The sequence below is a fragment of the Nocardioides sp. dk884 genome (assembly GCF_009557055.1).
Classification (GTDB): Bacteria; Actinomycetota; Actinomycetes; order Propionibacteriales; family Nocardioidaceae; genus Nocardioides.
In genome coordinates this window covers 1,497,589-1,511,490 of the sequence record NZ_CP045649.1, presented here as the reverse complement: position 1 = coordinate 1,511,490, position 13,902 = coordinate 1,497,589, and the positions used below count along the sequence as shown (strand labels likewise).

General features: G+C 70.1%; 13 protein-coding genes. 7 read left to right on the top strand and 6 right to left on the bottom strand.

What is annotated here, in order from left to right; translation table 11 throughout:
* Positions 1–9 precede the first annotated feature (9 nt).
* Both GFH29_RS07345 and GFH29_RS07340 read left to right on the top strand, forming a co-directional pair.
* Positions 10–1,869, top strand: a complete 1,860-nt coding sequence (locus GFH29_RS07345) for a DEDD exonuclease domain-containing protein (RefSeq protein ID WP_153322724.1) — start codon at positions 10–12, stop codon at positions 1,867–1,869.
* A 9-nt stretch (positions 1,870–1,878) separates the two neighbouring features.
* Complete coding sequence (locus GFH29_RS07340) at positions 1,879–2,157, top strand: Lrp/AsnC family transcriptional regulator (RefSeq protein WP_153322723.1); 279 nt, start codon at positions 1,879–1,881, stop codon at positions 2,155–2,157.
* 31 nt (positions 2,158–2,188) lie between these two features.
* Here the strand turns inward: GFH29_RS07340 and trpD are convergent, their stop codons facing one another.
* Together trpD and GFH29_RS07330 are read right to left on the bottom strand one after the other, a co-directional pair.
* The gene (trpD, locus tag GFH29_RS07335; RefSeq protein WP_153322722.1) at positions 2,189–3,214 is read right to left on the bottom strand and encodes an anthranilate phosphoribosyltransferase; all 1,026 of its coding nucleotides are present in this window, start codon (positions 3,212–3,214) and stop codon (positions 2,189–2,191) included.
* A gap of 1 nt (position 3,215) precedes the next feature.
* On the bottom strand, positions 3,216–3,626 hold the full coding sequence (locus tag GFH29_RS07330) for a response regulator transcription factor (RefSeq protein WP_153322721.1): 411 nt from the start codon (positions 3,624–3,626) through the stop codon (positions 3,216–3,218).
* 275 nt (positions 3,627–3,901) lie between these two features.
* Between GFH29_RS07330 and GFH29_RS07325 the strand changes: the two genes are divergently transcribed.
* The 5 genes from GFH29_RS07325 to GFH29_RS07305 all read left to right on the top strand — a co-directional run bounded on the left by GFH29_RS07325 (position 3,902) and on the right by GFH29_RS07305 (position 9,360).
* On the top strand, positions 3,902–4,522 hold the full coding sequence (locus GFH29_RS07325; protein WP_263457797.1) for a cytochrome c oxidase subunit 3: 621 nt from the start codon (positions 3,902–3,904) through the stop codon (positions 4,520–4,522).
* 39 nt (positions 4,523–4,561) lie between these two features.
* Positions 4,562–5,431, top strand: coding sequence for a c-type cytochrome (locus GFH29_RS07320; protein WP_153322719.1), 870 nt, complete (start codon positions 4,562–4,564; stop codon positions 5,429–5,431).
* Complete coding sequence (locus GFH29_RS07315; protein ID WP_153322718.1) at positions 5,428–6,480, top strand: ubiquinol-cytochrome c reductase iron-sulfur subunit; 1,053 nt, start codon at positions 5,428–5,430, stop codon at positions 6,478–6,480. The genes GFH29_RS07320 and GFH29_RS07315 overlap by 4 nt, the downstream gene beginning before the upstream one ends.
* On the top strand, positions 6,480–8,222 hold the full coding sequence (locus GFH29_RS07310; protein ID WP_153322717.1) for a cytochrome b: 1,743 nt from the start codon (positions 6,480–6,482) through the stop codon (positions 8,220–8,222). Before GFH29_RS07315 ends, GFH29_RS07310 begins: the two co-directional genes overlap by 1 nt.
* Before the next feature lie 85 nt (positions 8,223–8,307).
* Positions 8,308–9,360 carry an LLM class flavin-dependent oxidoreductase gene (locus GFH29_RS07305; RefSeq protein WP_153322716.1) on the top strand — a complete coding sequence of 351 codons (1,053 nt, stop codon included), beginning with the start codon at positions 8,308–8,310 and terminating at the stop codon, positions 9,358–9,360.
* 22 nt (positions 9,361–9,382) lie between these two features.
* On the opposite strand, the gene GFH29_RS07300 is transcribed toward GFH29_RS07305, so the two are convergent.
* The 4 genes from GFH29_RS07300 to coxB all read right to left on the bottom strand — a co-directional run bounded on the left by GFH29_RS07300 (position 9,383) and on the right by coxB (position 13,836).
* Positions 9,383–10,612, bottom strand: coding sequence for a L,D-transpeptidase (locus GFH29_RS07300; protein ID WP_228387822.1), 1,230 nt, complete (start codon positions 10,610–10,612; stop codon positions 9,383–9,385).
* Positions 10,613–10,751: 139 nt separating this feature from the next.
* Positions 10,752–11,168, bottom strand: coding sequence for a cytochrome c oxidase subunit 4 (locus GFH29_RS07295; protein WP_153322715.1), 417 nt, complete (start codon positions 11,166–11,168; stop codon positions 10,752–10,754).
* Positions 11,168–12,844, bottom strand: coding sequence for a cytochrome c oxidase subunit I (gene ctaD, locus GFH29_RS07290; RefSeq protein WP_153325685.1), 1,677 nt, complete (start codon positions 12,842–12,844; stop codon positions 11,168–11,170). The genes GFH29_RS07295 and ctaD overlap by 1 nt, the downstream gene beginning before the upstream one ends.
* Positions 12,845–12,915: 71 nt before the next feature.
* Entirely contained in the window at positions 12,916–13,836 is a 921-nt protein-coding gene (gene coxB / locus GFH29_RS07285) for a cytochrome c oxidase subunit II (protein WP_153322714.1), read from the bottom strand.
* Positions 13,837–13,902 lie beyond the last annotated feature (66 nt).

Sequence of the window (13,902 nt, the reverse complement as noted above, 5' to 3'; positions counted from 1 at the left end):
GTCGAGCCCATGAGCAGTGCCGGCAGTGCAGTACGTGACGTGGTTCGGAAGTCGGCATCGCAGGGGGGCCCAGCGCCGCACCCGACCGAGGGCGCCGCGCTCGCGCCCGCGCCCTCGCGCTGGGAGTCCCAGCGCTCCTTCGACGAGCTCGGCCGCCCGCTGCGCGACATCACCTTCTGCGTGGTCGACCTCGAGACCACCGGCGGCTCGGCGGCGGGCGGCTCGATGATCACCGAGATCGGCGCGGTCAAGGTCCGCGGCGGCGAGGTGCTCGGCGAGTTCCAGACCCTGGTCAACCCGCACACCGACATCCCCGCCTTCATCGCGGTCCTCACCGGCATCACCAACTCGATGGTCGCCGACGCCCCGGGCATCGACACCGCGCTGCCCGCCTTCTTGGACTTCGCGGCGGGCACGGTGCTCGTCGCCCACAACGCGCCGTTCGACATCGGGTTCCTCCAGCACTTCGCCGCCCGCCAGGAGCGCGCCTGGCCGGCCTTCGAGGTCGTCGACACCGTGCGGCTCGCACGCCGGGTGATCACCCGCGACGACGCGCCCAACTGCAAGCTCTCCACCCTGGCCGCACTCTTCGGGGCAGGCACGACGCCCAACCACCGGGCGCTGGCCGATGCGCGCGCCACCGTCGACGTGCTGCACGGGCTGATGGAGCGCCTCGGCGCCCTCGGGGTGCACACCCTGGAGGAGCTGCAGACCTTCTCCTCGCGGGTCAGCACCGCCCAGCGCCAGAAGCGCCACCTCGCCGAGGGTCTCCCCCGCACCGCCGGGGTCTACCTCTTCCGCGACGCCGAGGACCGGGTCCTCTACATCGGCACCTCCCGCGACCTGCGCACCCGGGTCCGGTCCTACTTCACCGCCTCCGAGACCCGCTCGCGCATGGGCGAGATGATCGGGCTGGCCGCCAGCGTGACCGGCCTCGAGTGCGCCACGCCGCTCGAGGCCGAGGTCCGTGAGCTGCGGCTGATCGCCGAGCACAAGCCGCGCTACAACCGCCGCTCCCGGTTCCCCGAGAAGGTCCACTTCCTCAAGCTCACCCGGGAGCCCTGGCCGCGCCTCTCCCTGGTGCGCAAGGTGCTCGACGACGACGCCGACTACGTCGGGCCCTTCGGCTCGCGCAAGGTCGCCGAGAAGTGCCTCGCCGCGCTGCACGACACCTTCCCCGTGCGCCAGTGCGCCGACCGCTTCGGCCGGGTCGCCTCCCGGGTGCCGTGCGTGCTGGCCGAGATGCGCCGGTGCCTCTCGCCGTGCGACGGCAGCGTGGACGAGGCCGCCTACGGCATCGTCGTCGGCCAGCTGCGCGATGCGCTCGTACGCCGCCCCGACGAGGTCGTCGAGGCGATCAACGCCAAGATGGCCGCGCTGGCCGCCGAGGAGCGCTTCGAGGAGGCCGGCGTGCACCGCGACCGGCTCGCGGCGTTCGTGCGGGCCGCGTCACGCACCCAGCGGCTCTCGGCCCTGACCCGCTGCCCCGAGGTGGTCGCCGCACGCCGCGACGACGACGGCCGCTGGAGCGTCCACGTGGTCCGCTACGGCCGGCTCGCCGCGGCCGGCGTGATCCCGGCCGGCGCCGACGCCCACGCCTACGTCGAGCAGCTGCGCGCCAGCGCCGAGACCGTGCGCACCGCGCCGGGCCCGGTCCCGGCCGCGACCGCCGAGGAGACCGAGAAGGTGCTGCGCTGGCTGGAGTCGCCCGGGGTCCGCCTCGTCGACGTCGAGGGCGAGTGGACCTGTCCGGTCGCCGGCGCCGCCCGCCACCTCGCCCTCCACGACGCGGTCACCGAGTCGCGCCGCACCCTGGTCCCCTTCGGCGAGCGCACCGACGTGACACCCGTGCACCGCCCGGCGCGATAGCGTCTGGCCATGATCACCGCCATCGTCTTCGTCAAGGCCGACGTCGCCCGGATCCCCGAGGTCGCCGAGGCGATCGCCGCCCTCGACGGCATCAGCGAGGTCTACTCCGTGACCGGCCAGATCGACCTGGTCGCCCTGGTGCGCGTGCGCCACCACGAGGACGTCGCCGCCGTCGTCGCCGACCGCGTCAACAAGGTCCCGGGCATCCTCTCGACCGAGACCCACATCGCGTTCCGCACCTACTCGCGCCACGACCTCGAGGCCGCGTTCTCCCTCGGCCTGGACTGATCGCTCGCGGGCCCGGCCGGCTGGGACCGACTCAACCGGCCGAGGCCGCGACCCAGCGCTCGAGCACGTCGCGCGCGGCGCCGGAGTCGAGCGCCTCGCGGGCCCGCTCGATGCCGGTCGCCAGCGCCTCGGACACGTCGGCGCCGGGGTCGTCATAGACGGCGAGCGCGGCACCGGTGTTGAGCAGCACGGCGTCGCGCACCGCACCGGTCTCCCCGGCGAGCAGGCGGCGTACCACCTCGGCGTTGTACGCCGTGTCGCCGCCGCGCAGGCTCTCGATGGGCGCGAGCGCGATGCCGAAGTCGCGCGGATCGATGGCGACGGTGCTGACCTCGCCCTCGCGCACCCGCCACAGCGTCGAGGTCGTGGTGATCGTGAGCTCGTCGAGCCCGTCGTCACCGCGCATCACCCAGGCGTCCACGCCGCGGGCCGCGAAGACCCCGGCCATCACCGGCGCCATCGCCGGGTCCGCGCAGCCGATCGCCTGGGCGCCGGGACGCGCCGGGTTCGTCAAGGGGCCGAGGATGTTGAAGGTCGTGCCGATGCCGAGCTCGCGCCGCGGCGCCGCGGCGTGCCGCATCGCGGGGTGGAAGGCCGCGGCGAAGCAGAACGTGATGCCGGCCTGCTCCAGCACCGCGGGCACCCGGTCGGTGGGCAGGTCCAGGCGGATGCCGAGGGCCTCGAGCACGTCGGCGGAGCCCGACTTCGACGACGCCGACCGCGAGCCGTGCTTGACCACGCGTGCGCCCGCGCCGGCCGCGACGATGGCGGACATCGTGGAGATGTTCACCGACATCGAGCGGTCCCCGCCCGTGCCGACGATGTCGAGCACCCGACCGGGCACCGACAGCGGCGTGGAGGCGTCGTACATCGCATCGACCAGGCCGGAGACCTCCTCGATGGTCTCGCCCTTGGCCCGGAGCGCGACGGCGAAGCCCGCGACCTGGGCGTGGGTCGCCGCACCACTGAGGATCTCCCCCATGGCCCAGGCGGTCTGGTCGGTGCTCAGGTCGGCGCCCGCGACGAGCGCCGAGAGCACCTCGGCCCAGCTCGACACCTCAGGCGACGACGCGCGGGCCGAGCAGCCCGACGACGGTCTCGGCGAGCTGGATCGGGTCGATCGGGTGCGGCACCGCCGCCTCCGCGCGCGACCAGGTGGCCAGCCACGCGTCCTGGGGGCGTCCGGTGAGCACGACCACGGGCGGGCAGTGGGTGAGCTCGTCCTTGAGCTGCTTGGCGATGCCCATCCCGCCGGCCGGCACGGCCTCGCCGTCCAGGATGACCAGGGCGATCCCGCCGGCGTCGAGGTTGGAGATGACGACCGGCTCGGTGGCCACCTCGACGTACTCCACCTCCGGCAGGTCCGGGTGGGGACGCCGGCCCAGGGCCAGGATCACCTGCTGACGCGTGTTCACGTCATCGCTGTAGACGAGCACCTTCAACGGGGCGGTTGTCCTCGAGTCGGTCACGCCGGCGATCGTACGACGCGCAGCGCCTCCCCGCCCGCAGACCCGGCGGGGCCGGGCAGGTCGGCGCCACCGGCGGTGCCCGGGCCGCAGATGTGGCCGATCTTCCTTGAGCGGATCCTGCGCGGCGGGTAAGAGTATTTGCACAGTTGCACAAGAGTCTCCTGAGAGCCTCCTGAGACGCGCGTGAGGAGCTCGACGCGTCCGATCCAGGGGGTCGTGGTGGCCTGCACATACCGGCGGGACATAATGGCCGGGTGGCGACAGCAGCAGCTTCCATTCCGGCATCCCGGCTTCACGGGCATCACGACCGTCCGAGCATGGTCAGCGTCGGGACCATCATCTGGCTCTCGAGCGAGTTGATGTTCTTCGCGGCCCTGTTCGCGGCGTACTTCACGATCCGTTCGGTCTCACCGGACCTGTGGTCGCAGAACACCGAGCTGCTGAACGTTCCGTTCGCCTCGGTGAACACGACGATCCTCGTGTTGTCGTCCCTGACCTGCCAGCTCGGCGTGTTCGCCGCCGAGCGCGGCCAGGCGGGACGCACCGGATCGCTCCTCAACGTCAAGGGCTGGGGACTGCGCGAGTGGTTCATCCTGACCTACCTGATGGGCGCGGTCTTCGTCGCCGGTCAGGCCGTGGAGTACGCGATCCTCGTGCAGGAGGACGTCACCATCCAGTCCTCCGCCTACGGCTCGGTCTTCTACCTGACCACCGGCTTCCACGGCATCCACGTGGTGGGCGGTCTCCTCGCCTTCCTCTTCGTCCTCGGACGCACCTACATGGCGCGGCGCTTCACCCACGAACAAGCGGTGAGCGCGATCGTCGTGTCCTACTACTGGCACTTCGTCGACGTGGTGTGGATCGCTCTCTTCGCCACCATCTACCTCGTCCAGTAATCCGCCCCGTCCCTGCAGCCATCGAACAGGACTGAATCCGTGCGTCTTCTGAACCGCTCCGCCGGACGACTCTCGCGCCATCGTCGCGGGAAGGTCGCCGGGCTGGTGCTGCTGCTCCTCGGTCTGGTATTGACCGGAAGCCTGTACGCCGCACTCTCGCCGGCCACCGCGGAGAACACCGACACCACCGCAGCCGAGGTGGAGAAGGGCCGCGAGCTGTTCCTCGTCGGCTGCGCCTTCTGCCACGGCGAGAACGGCGAGGGTGTCAGCACCCTGAACGGCAACCAGATCGGCCCCTCGCTCGTCGGCGTGGGCGCCGCTGCCGTCGACTTCCAGGTCGGCACCGGCCGGATGCCGATGACCCAGCCGGGCGCCCAGGCGCCCCGCAAGGACGTCGTCTACAACCAGGAGGAGATCGACCAGCTCGCGGCCTTCGTCGCGTCCCTGGGTCCTGGCCCGGCCATCCCGACCGAGGCGGACTACAGCACCGCTGACCTCACCGAGGAGGAGCGCCAGGAGGCGATCGTCCGCGGTGGCCAGATCTTCCTCACCAACTGCACCGCGTGCCACAACTTCGACGGCTCGGGCGGTGCCATGCCGCGCGGCGGCAACGCGCCCACCATCCGCGGCGTCGATGCCAAGCACATCTACGAGGCCATGCTGACCGGACCCCAGCAGATGCCGAACTTCGCCAACGGCAACATCACGCCCGAGATGAAGCGCGACGTCATCGCCTACCTCGAGGCGACCGAGGAGCAGCCCAGCTACGGCGGCTTCGGTCTCGGTTCCCTCGGCCCGGTGAGCGAGGGCATGTTCGCCTGGCTGCTCGGCATCGGCGGCCTCGTGGGCTTCGCGATCTGGATCGCGGCCCACACCACGCGCTCGAAGAAGGAGAAGGTGGAAGCGTGAGCGCCCACGACCCCAACCTGCCCGCCCAGTCGGCGGAGCAGGAACCGATCGGCGACCCGGGGCTCGCGCCCCACCAGTGGCGCCCGACCGATGTCGACCCCAAGGCGGAGAAGCGCGCCGAGCGTCAGGTGGCGGCCTTCTTCGGCCTCTCCGCACTGAGCGCCATCGCCTTCGTCGTCGCGTACTTCGCCGTGGAGGGCGGCACCGAGAACCCGACTCGCCTGGGTTACCTCGGCGCCTCCAACGTCCTCCTCGGCGTGTTCCTCGGCCTCGCCCTGCTCTTCATCGGCATCGGCATCATCCAGTGGGCCCGCAAGCTCATGGGTGACCAGGAGATCGTGGAGATGCGCCACCCCGCCAAGTCCTCGGAGGAGGACCGCGAGGCCACCCTCGCGGCTCTCTCCCAGGGCCTGGAGGAGGCCGGCATCGCCCGTCGCCCGCTGGTCCGCAACTCGATGCTCGGCGCGATCGGCATGCTCGCCCTGCCCAGCGTCGTGCTGCTGCGCGACCTCGGCAAGATCGACATCCCCGCGCTGGGCCGCACCATCTGGGCCCCGGGCATGCGCCTGGTCCGCGACGTCGTCGGCACCCCGATCAAGGTCTCCGACCTCGAGGTCGGCGACCTGGTCAACGGTCTTCCCGAGGCGCTCTTCCCGACTCCGGAGAACGGCTACCCGGCGGAGGACGCCCACGGCGTCAACCTGCAGGTGAACAAGTCCAAGACGGCCATCGTCATCGTCCGCATGGAGCCCGACGAGATCATCCCCGGCCCCGGCCGTGAGGACTGGAGCGTCGACGGCATCATCTGCTACTCCAAGATCTGCACCCACGTGGGTTGCCCGATCTCGCTCTACGAGCGCACGACGCACCACCTGCTCTGCCCCTGCCACCAGTCGACCTTCGACCTGGGCGACTCCGCCCGCGTCGTCTTCGGCCCGGCCGCCCGTCCCCTCCCCCAGCTTCCGCTGGCGGTCGACGACGAGGGCTACCTGATCGCGCAGAGCGACTTCACCGAGCCCGTCGGGCCGAGTTACTGGGAGCGTGGCTGATGAGCACCGACACCAGCAAGGTGGCGTCGAGCAACGGCAAGACCGCTGCCACGCCTTCCAAGCCGAGCAAGGCCGGCGTCGTCGCCAACTGGGCCGACGAGCGCCTGGGCGTCGCCGGCATGATGAAGAAGAACCTGCGCAAGGTCTTCCCGGACCACTGGTCCTTCATGCTGGGCGAGATCGCCCTGTGGAGCTTCGTCGTGCTGCTGATCAGCGGCGTCTTCTTGACGCTGTGGTTCAAGCCGACGATGGCCGAGATCGTCTACAACGGCTCCTACGACCAGTTCCGTGGCATGTACGTCACGGAGGCCTTCGCCTCGAGCCTGGACATCTCCTTCGACATCCGTGGCGGTCTGCTCATGCGGCAGATGCACCACTGGGCGGCGATGCTCTTCATCGCCTCGATGATGATCCACCTGCTGCGCGTGTACTTCACGGGCGCATTCCGCAAGCCGCGTGAGCTCAACTGGGTCATCGGCTGCCTGCTGCTGATCCTCGGCACGCTCGAGGGCTTCACCGGCTACTCGCTGCCCGACGACCTGCTCTCGGGCACCGGCGTCCGGGCCGCGGACGGCTTCATGAAGGCCATCCCGGTGGTCGGCAGCTACCTGTCGTTCCTCATCTTCGGCGGCGAGTTCCCCGGCGACGACATCATCACCCGCTTCTACATCGCCCACGTGCTGCTGCTGCCGGGCCTGCTGCTCGCGCTCATCGCGGCGCACATGCTGCTGCTCGTGTACCACAAGCACACCCAGTGGGCCGGCCCCGGCCGCACCGAGGGCAACGTCGTGGGCTTCCCGATGCTCCCCGTGTACGCCGCCAAGGCCGGTGGCTTCTTCTTCATCGTCTTCGGCGTCAGCGCCCTCATGGGTGGCCTGATGACGATCAACCCGGTGTGGAAGTTCGGTCCGTACGACCCGACCAAGGTCACCGCGGGCTCCCAGCCCGACTGGTACATGGGCTGGCCGGACGGCGCGCTGCGCATCATGCCGGGCTGGGAGTCGGAGTTCTGGGGTCACACCCTGTCCTGGAACGTCTTCCTGCCGATCATCGTCCTGCCGGGCCTGATGTTCACGATCCTGCTCCTCCTGCCGTTCCTGGAGGCCTGGATCACCGGTGACAAGCGCGAGCACCACCTGCTCGAGCGCCCGCGCAACGCCCCGACGCGCACCGCGCTGATGGTGTCGCTGATGACCTTCTACGGTCTGATGTGGGCCGCCGGCGGCAACGACATCATCGCGATCAAGCTGCACCTGAGCATCAACCAGATCACCTACGCCATGCGCGTCCTGGTGATCGTGGGTCCGGCCATCGCGTTCTTCATCACCCGTCGTTGGTGCATCTCGCTGCAGCGTCACGACAACGACGTGCTGCTGCACGGCTACGAGACCGGCATCATCATGCGCTCGCCGCAGGGTGCCTACGCCGAGAAGCACCTGCCGATCAGCGAGGCTGAGGCCTACACCCTCACCGCCCGCGACCGTGACCCGGACCTCGAGAGCATCGAGACCGAGGGCGACCCGTCGAACGACGGACGCGGCGCGAAGCTGCGCCGCAAGCTGCGGGCGCTCTGGTACGCCGACAACGTCCAGAAGCCGACGGCCACGGAGCTCGAGGCGGCGCACCACCACGACGAGCCCGAGCACGAGCTCGCCGGTGCGCTCGACGGCCACGTCGTCGACGGCCACCAGTTCGACGGCATGCACCCCGTCGACGACGAGCCGCTGCGCGACAAGCACTGATCACCCGCGTCACCCGAAGGCCCCGGATCCGTCCGGGGCCTTCGGCCATTTCGTCCCCGCTTCCCCGTCCCACGAGGAGATCCCGATGACCCGCCCGCTCCAGCTCGGCCTCGACACCTTCGGCGACGTCACCGTCGACGAGGATGGTCGCCCGCTCCCCCACGCCCAGGTCGTGCGCGACGTCGTCGAGCAGGGCGTGCTGGCCGACCGGGTCGGCGTCGATGTGTTCAACGTCGGCGAGCACCACCGCGACGACTTCGCGATCTCCGCCCCGGACGTGGTGCTGGCCGCCATCGCCGCCCGGACCAGCCGGATCACCCTCGGCACCGCCGTCACCGTGCTGAGCTCGGATGATCCGGTGCGGGTGCACGAGCGCTTCGCCACCATCGACGCGATCTCGGGCGGGCGGGCGGAGGTGACGCTGGGCCGCGGGTCCTTCACCGAGTCCTTCCCGCTGTTCGGCTTCGACCTCGCCGACTACGAGGTGCTGTTCGAGGAGAAGCTCGACCTGTTCGTCGCGCTCCGCGGCGAGGGCCCCGTCAGCTGGAGCGGGACCACGCGCCTTCCCCTCCTCGACGCCCAGGTCCACCCGCGTCCCGAGCACGGCCCCCTGCCCGCCTGGGTCGCCGTGGGCGGCTCGCCGGAGTCCGTCGTACGCGCCGCGCGGCACGGGCTGCCGCTGATGCTCGCGATCATCGGGGGCGAGGCGGCGCGGTTCGCGCCGTACACCGACCTCTACCACCGCGCGCTCGCCCAGCTCGGCCGACCCGACCTCCCGATCGGCGTGCACTCCCCCGGGTTCGTCGCCGACACCGACGGCGAGGCACGGGACGTGCTGTTCCCGCACTTCAAGGCCAGCCGGGACCGGATCGGCCGCGAGCGCGGCTGGCCGCCGGTGGACCGCGCCGACTTCGAGCGCGAGGCCGACCACGGCGCCCTGGTGGTCGGCTCCCCCGAGACCGTCGCGGCCAAGATCGCCGCCACCGTCCGCACGCTCGGGCTCAGCCGCTTCGACCTCAAGTACAGCAACGGCCCGCTGCCGCACGCCCGCCTGATGCGCTGCATCGAGCTCTACGGCACGGAGGTGGCACCGCGGGTGCGCGCGCTGCTCGCCGAGGACCCGGCGCCCGGGCACTGAGGGGCTGGCGGGCTGGCGGGGGTCAGCCCAGGGCGCTGCCGTCGCGGTACTCGCGGAACGGGAGGTTCCAGTCGCCCCAGCCGTTCTCGACGGTCATCGGGCGGTCGGTGCCGACGTACTCCACCACGTCGCCGCGACGGGTCTGGGCGTAGAGCCAGGCAGCGTCCTCGGTGCTCATGCCGGTGCACCCGTGGCTGACGTTGGCGACGCCCTGGGAGCCGACCGACCACGGGGCTGCGTGGATGAACTCCCCCGAGCTGGTCACCCGCATCGCCCACTGCACGTTGTCGATGTCGTAGGCGTCGGCGCTGCCGGCGGCGATGCCGACGGTCTCGGAGTTCATCCGCCGGCTCTCCGACTTCTCCATGATCACCTTGACTCCCGAGCGGGTGGTGAACCCCTCCTTGCCGGTGGTGATCGGGAAGCTGTTCACCAGCTTGTCGCCGGTGAACACCTGCATCTGGTGGGCCGCCGCGTCCACGCGGTAGAGGTGGGCCTCGCCGACCTCGAAGTCCACGCGGCGGCTCTCCTGGCCGTAGATGCCCGCGCCGGCCGGAAGGCTGTTGAGGTCGAGGTCGACGCTGACCCGGGTGCCGGGGCGCCAGTACTCCCGCGGGCGCCACCGCACCTCGGTCGAGGAGATCCAGTGCCACGAGCCCGCCTGCTGGGGTGCGGAGGTGACGCTCATGTGGCGCTCGAAGGTGGCGCGGTCCTGCACCGGGACGTCGAAGGTGACCACGACCGGCATGCCGACGCCCACCGTCTCACCGTCCAGCGGCGCTACCGAGGCGAAGGTCTGCTCGGCCAGGCTCAGCGGGCGGGTGCGGAACGACCGGACCTCGACCACGCGCTTGCCGGCCTCGTCGGTCGCGACCACCCGCAGGGCGTACGTCGTACCCGGCTCGAGGCGCTCGGTGGCCCGCCAGCTCGCGCCGTCGCCGGCTAGCTCGCCGGCGATGCGACGATCGCCGGCGCCCAGGCGCACGGTGCTCAGCCGCCCGTGCTCGGCGCCGACCTCGACGGTGCGCTCGACGGGTACGTCGCGGGCGTCGCGCCGCACGTTGACCTGCAGGGCCAGGGGGGCGACCTGGGCGGCCGCACCGCCCGCGGGCCGGTCCGGTGATGGCGACGCGTCGTCGTCGCTGGAGCAGGCGACCAGGGCGAGGCCGAGGACCGCGGCGAGCATCGAGGCCGTCACGGTGGCGCGACGGCGCCCGGCGGGGCTGCGCCGGGTCGGGGACAGCGTGGACATGCGTGCTCCGGATGCTGGGGGGATGGGTGCGGGACCTCCAGGGTGCCACCGGCCGTGCACGAACGCGGCCGGAAACACCGAAGGCCCCCGTGCGTCTGAGACGCACGGGGGCCAGCGATTGTTGCGAGTGTGCCCAGGATCAGTGGGCGTGCTCACCGCGGTAGTACTCGAACACCAGGCCGCACAGGGCCAGGGCGCCGAGGGCGAACCCGATGATCACCAGCCACCAGGCGAGGAACGCGATGCCGACGGCGATCACGGCGATGGCGCTCGCGCACCACAGCGGCCACCAGGAGTACGGCGGGAAGAAGCCGAGCTCACCGGCGCCCTCCACGATCTCCGCCTCCTTGCGGTCCTCGGGACGGGGGTCCATGCGCTTGGCGTGGAACCCCAGGTAGAGGGAGACCATGATGGCGAGGAACGTCGCCATCGCGAGGGCCGACGTACCGGTCCAGTCGGCGCCGGTGTCGCTGGCGTCGGTGATGAGCCAGTAGGCCGGGGTGACCAGCGTGAAGAAGATCGCGCAGGTGGCGAAGATCCAGGCTTCGGCCTTCATCAGGACTTGTCCTCCGGGGTCTCGTGGGTGCGCTCGTCGATGACCTGCTGGCGACCCTCCATGTCGGGAGCGTCGGCGAAGCCGTCACGGGCCGCCTCGTTCTCCTCCAGCTCGAGTGCCGCCACCTCGGGGTGGTGCAGGTCGAACGCCGGCGACTCCGAGCGGATCCGCGGCAGGCTGTGGAAGTTGTGCCGCGGCGGCGGGCAGCTGGTGGCCCACTCCAGGGAGCGGCCCCAGCCCCACGGGTCGTCCACCTCGATCTTCGGGTTACGACGCGAGACGTAGACGTTGTAGAAGAACGGCAGCATCGAGAAGCTGAGCAGGAACGCGCCCACCGTCGAGACCTGGTTGAGGGCGGTGAAGCCGTCCTCGGGCAGGTAGTCGGCGTAGCGACGCGGCATGCCCTCGACACCGAGCCAGTGCTGCACGAGGAACGTCAGGTGGAAGCCGATGAACAGCAGCCAGAAGTGGACCTTGCCCAGGCGCTCGTCGAGCATCCGTCCGGTGAACTTGGGCCACCAGAAGTAGAAGCCGGCGAACATCGCGAACACCACGGTGCCGAACACGACGTAGTGGAAGTGCGCGACCACGAAGTAGGAGTCCGAGACGTGGAAGTCCAGCGGCGGGCTCGCCAGGATGACACCGGTCAGACCACCGAAGAGGAAGGTGGTGAGGAAGCCGATCGTCCACAGCATCGGGGTCTCGAAGGACACCGATCCGCCCCACATCGTGCCGATCCAGTTGAAGAACTTCACTCCGGTTGGCACCGCGATCAAGAACGTCATGCCGGAGAAGAACGGCAGATCGACCGCGCCGGTGACGAACATGTGGTGGGCCCACACCGCGACCGAGAGGATCGCGATGCCGAGGGTCGCGCCGACCAGGCCGACGTAGCCGAAGATCGGCTTGCGGCTGAAGACCGGCAGGATCTCGGTCGCGATGCCGAAGAACGGCAGCGCGATGATGTAGACCTCCGGGTGGCCGAAGAACCAGAACAGGTGCTGCCACAGGATCGGACCGCCGTGGGCGGTGTCGAAGATGTGCGCCCCAAGCAGGCGGTCGGCCTCCAGGGAGAGCAGCGCGCCACCGAGGATCGGGAAGGCGAGCAGCACCAGCAGGCTGGTGATCAGGGTGTTCCAGGTGAACAGCGGCATCCGGAACATGGTCATGCCGGGGGCGCGCATGCAGATGATCGTGGTGATGAAGTTGACCGCACCGAGGATCGTGCCGATACCGGCGATGTAGAGACCCATGATCCACAGGTCACCGCCCACACCCGGCGAGCGGACCGCGTCCGACAGCGGCGTGTAGGCGAACCAGCCGAAGTCGGCCGCGCCCTGCGGGGTGAGGAAGCCGGACGCCGCGATCAGGCCACCGAACAGGAACAGCCAGTAGCTGAGCATGTTCAGCCGCGGGAACGCCACGTCGGGAGCGCCGATCTGGATCGGCATCATCACGTTGGCGAAGCCGAAGAACAGCGGCGTCGCGAACAGCAGCAGCATGATCGTGCCGTGCATGGTGAACAGCTGGTTGTACAGCTCGTCGTTCACGACCTGCTGACCCGGGAAGGTCAGCTCGGAACGGATCAGCAGCGCCATCAGGCCGCCGACGCAGAACCACACGAACGAGGTGATCAGGTACATCTTGCCGATCAGCTTGTGATCGGTGGTCGTCATGATGCGGACGAGCTCACGGCCGAGCGACCGGCGGGCCGGCTCGACGTCGATCGCTCGTGCAACGGTGGCGGTCACTCGGTGTCTCCCTCAGACTCGTCCTCGCCCGCAAGGCCAGCCTGCGTGCGAGCGTCCTCCTGGCCCCGGAGGGGGCTGGTGCTCGTCTTGTCCGCGGCCAGGTCGGCCACGTACTCGTCGTACTGCTCGGGGCTGACGACCTCCACGTTGAACAGCATCCGCGAGTGGTACACGCCGCAGAGCTCGTAGCACTTGCCGACGTAGGTGCCCTCGGTCTTCGGGGTGACCTCGAAGTGGTTCACCCGGCCGGGGATGACGTCCATCTTCATCAGGAAGCCGGGGATGCCGAAGCTGTGGATGACGTCGGGCGAGTGCAGGTTGAAGCGGGTCGTCTCACCGACCGGCAGCACAAGCGTCGGGATGTAGGAACCAGTGCCCAGCTCCCAGACGTACTCGTCGTAGGCCCACTCGTCGTCGTTGGAGTCCTCCTCCGCGGCGTAGTCGGGCTCGCCGACACCGTGGTTGAAGGTCCACGACCACTGCTGAGCGGTCACCTCGACGATGTTGTCGGGGGTGGGGCTCTCCTCGAGAACCGCGTTCTGCGTGCGGACGGTGTGCGCGAAGAACACGACCACCATCATGATCGGCGCGATCGTGTAGAAGATCTCGAGCGGCAGGTTGTAGCGCGTCTGGATCGGGACCTCATCAGCGTGGCGTCGGCGGTAACGCCAGATCACGTAGAAGATCAGGCCCCACACGAGCACGCCCGTGGCGAGCGCCGCGATCCAGGCGCCCTGCCACAGGGCAAGGGTGTGCTCACCCTGGGTAGTGGCCGGTTCGGGCATGGCGATCCGCTTGATGGCGCCCTCGTCGACGGAGCAGCCGGCGAGAGCGAGCGTGCTGGCAGCCAGGGCAGCTGGCAGGAGGACCCGGCGAGCGCCGGATCCGGCCCTGCGCCTGGGGAGTTGCAGACTCAACGTCTGAGCCTTCCTCTCGGGTGGTCGTGAATACGTCGCACACTATCGCGGCCGGGCCCGGCGGTC

Bases quoted from the DNA above. Each gene is read 5' to 3' on its own strand.
- GFH29_RS07345 (WP_153322724.1), top strand. From the start codon at position 10: ATGAGCAGTGCCGGCAGTGCAGTACGTGACGTGGTTCGGAAGTCGGCA.
- GFH29_RS07340 (WP_153322723.1), top strand. From the start codon at position 1,879: ATGATCACCGCCATCGTCTTCGTCAAGGCCGACGTCGCCCGGATCCCC.
- GFH29_RS07310 (WP_153322717.1), top strand. From the start codon at position 6,480: ATGAGCACCGACACCAGCAAGGTGGCGTCGAGCAACGGCAAGACCGCT.
- GFH29_RS07305 (WP_153322716.1), top strand. From the start codon at position 8,308: ATGACCCGCCCGCTCCAGCTCGGCCTCGACACCTTCGGCGACGTCACC.
- GFH29_RS07300 (WP_228387822.1), bottom strand. From the start codon at position 10,612: ATGTCCACGCTGTCCCCGACCCGGCGCAGCCCCGCCGGGCGCCGTCGC.
- GFH29_RS07295 (WP_153322715.1), bottom strand. From the start codon at position 11,168: ATGAAGGCCGAAGCCTGGATCTTCGCCACCTGCGCGATCTTCTTCACG.
- ctaD (WP_153325685.1), bottom strand. From the start codon at position 12,844: ATGACGACCACCGATCACAAGCTGATCGGCAAGATGTACCTGATCACC.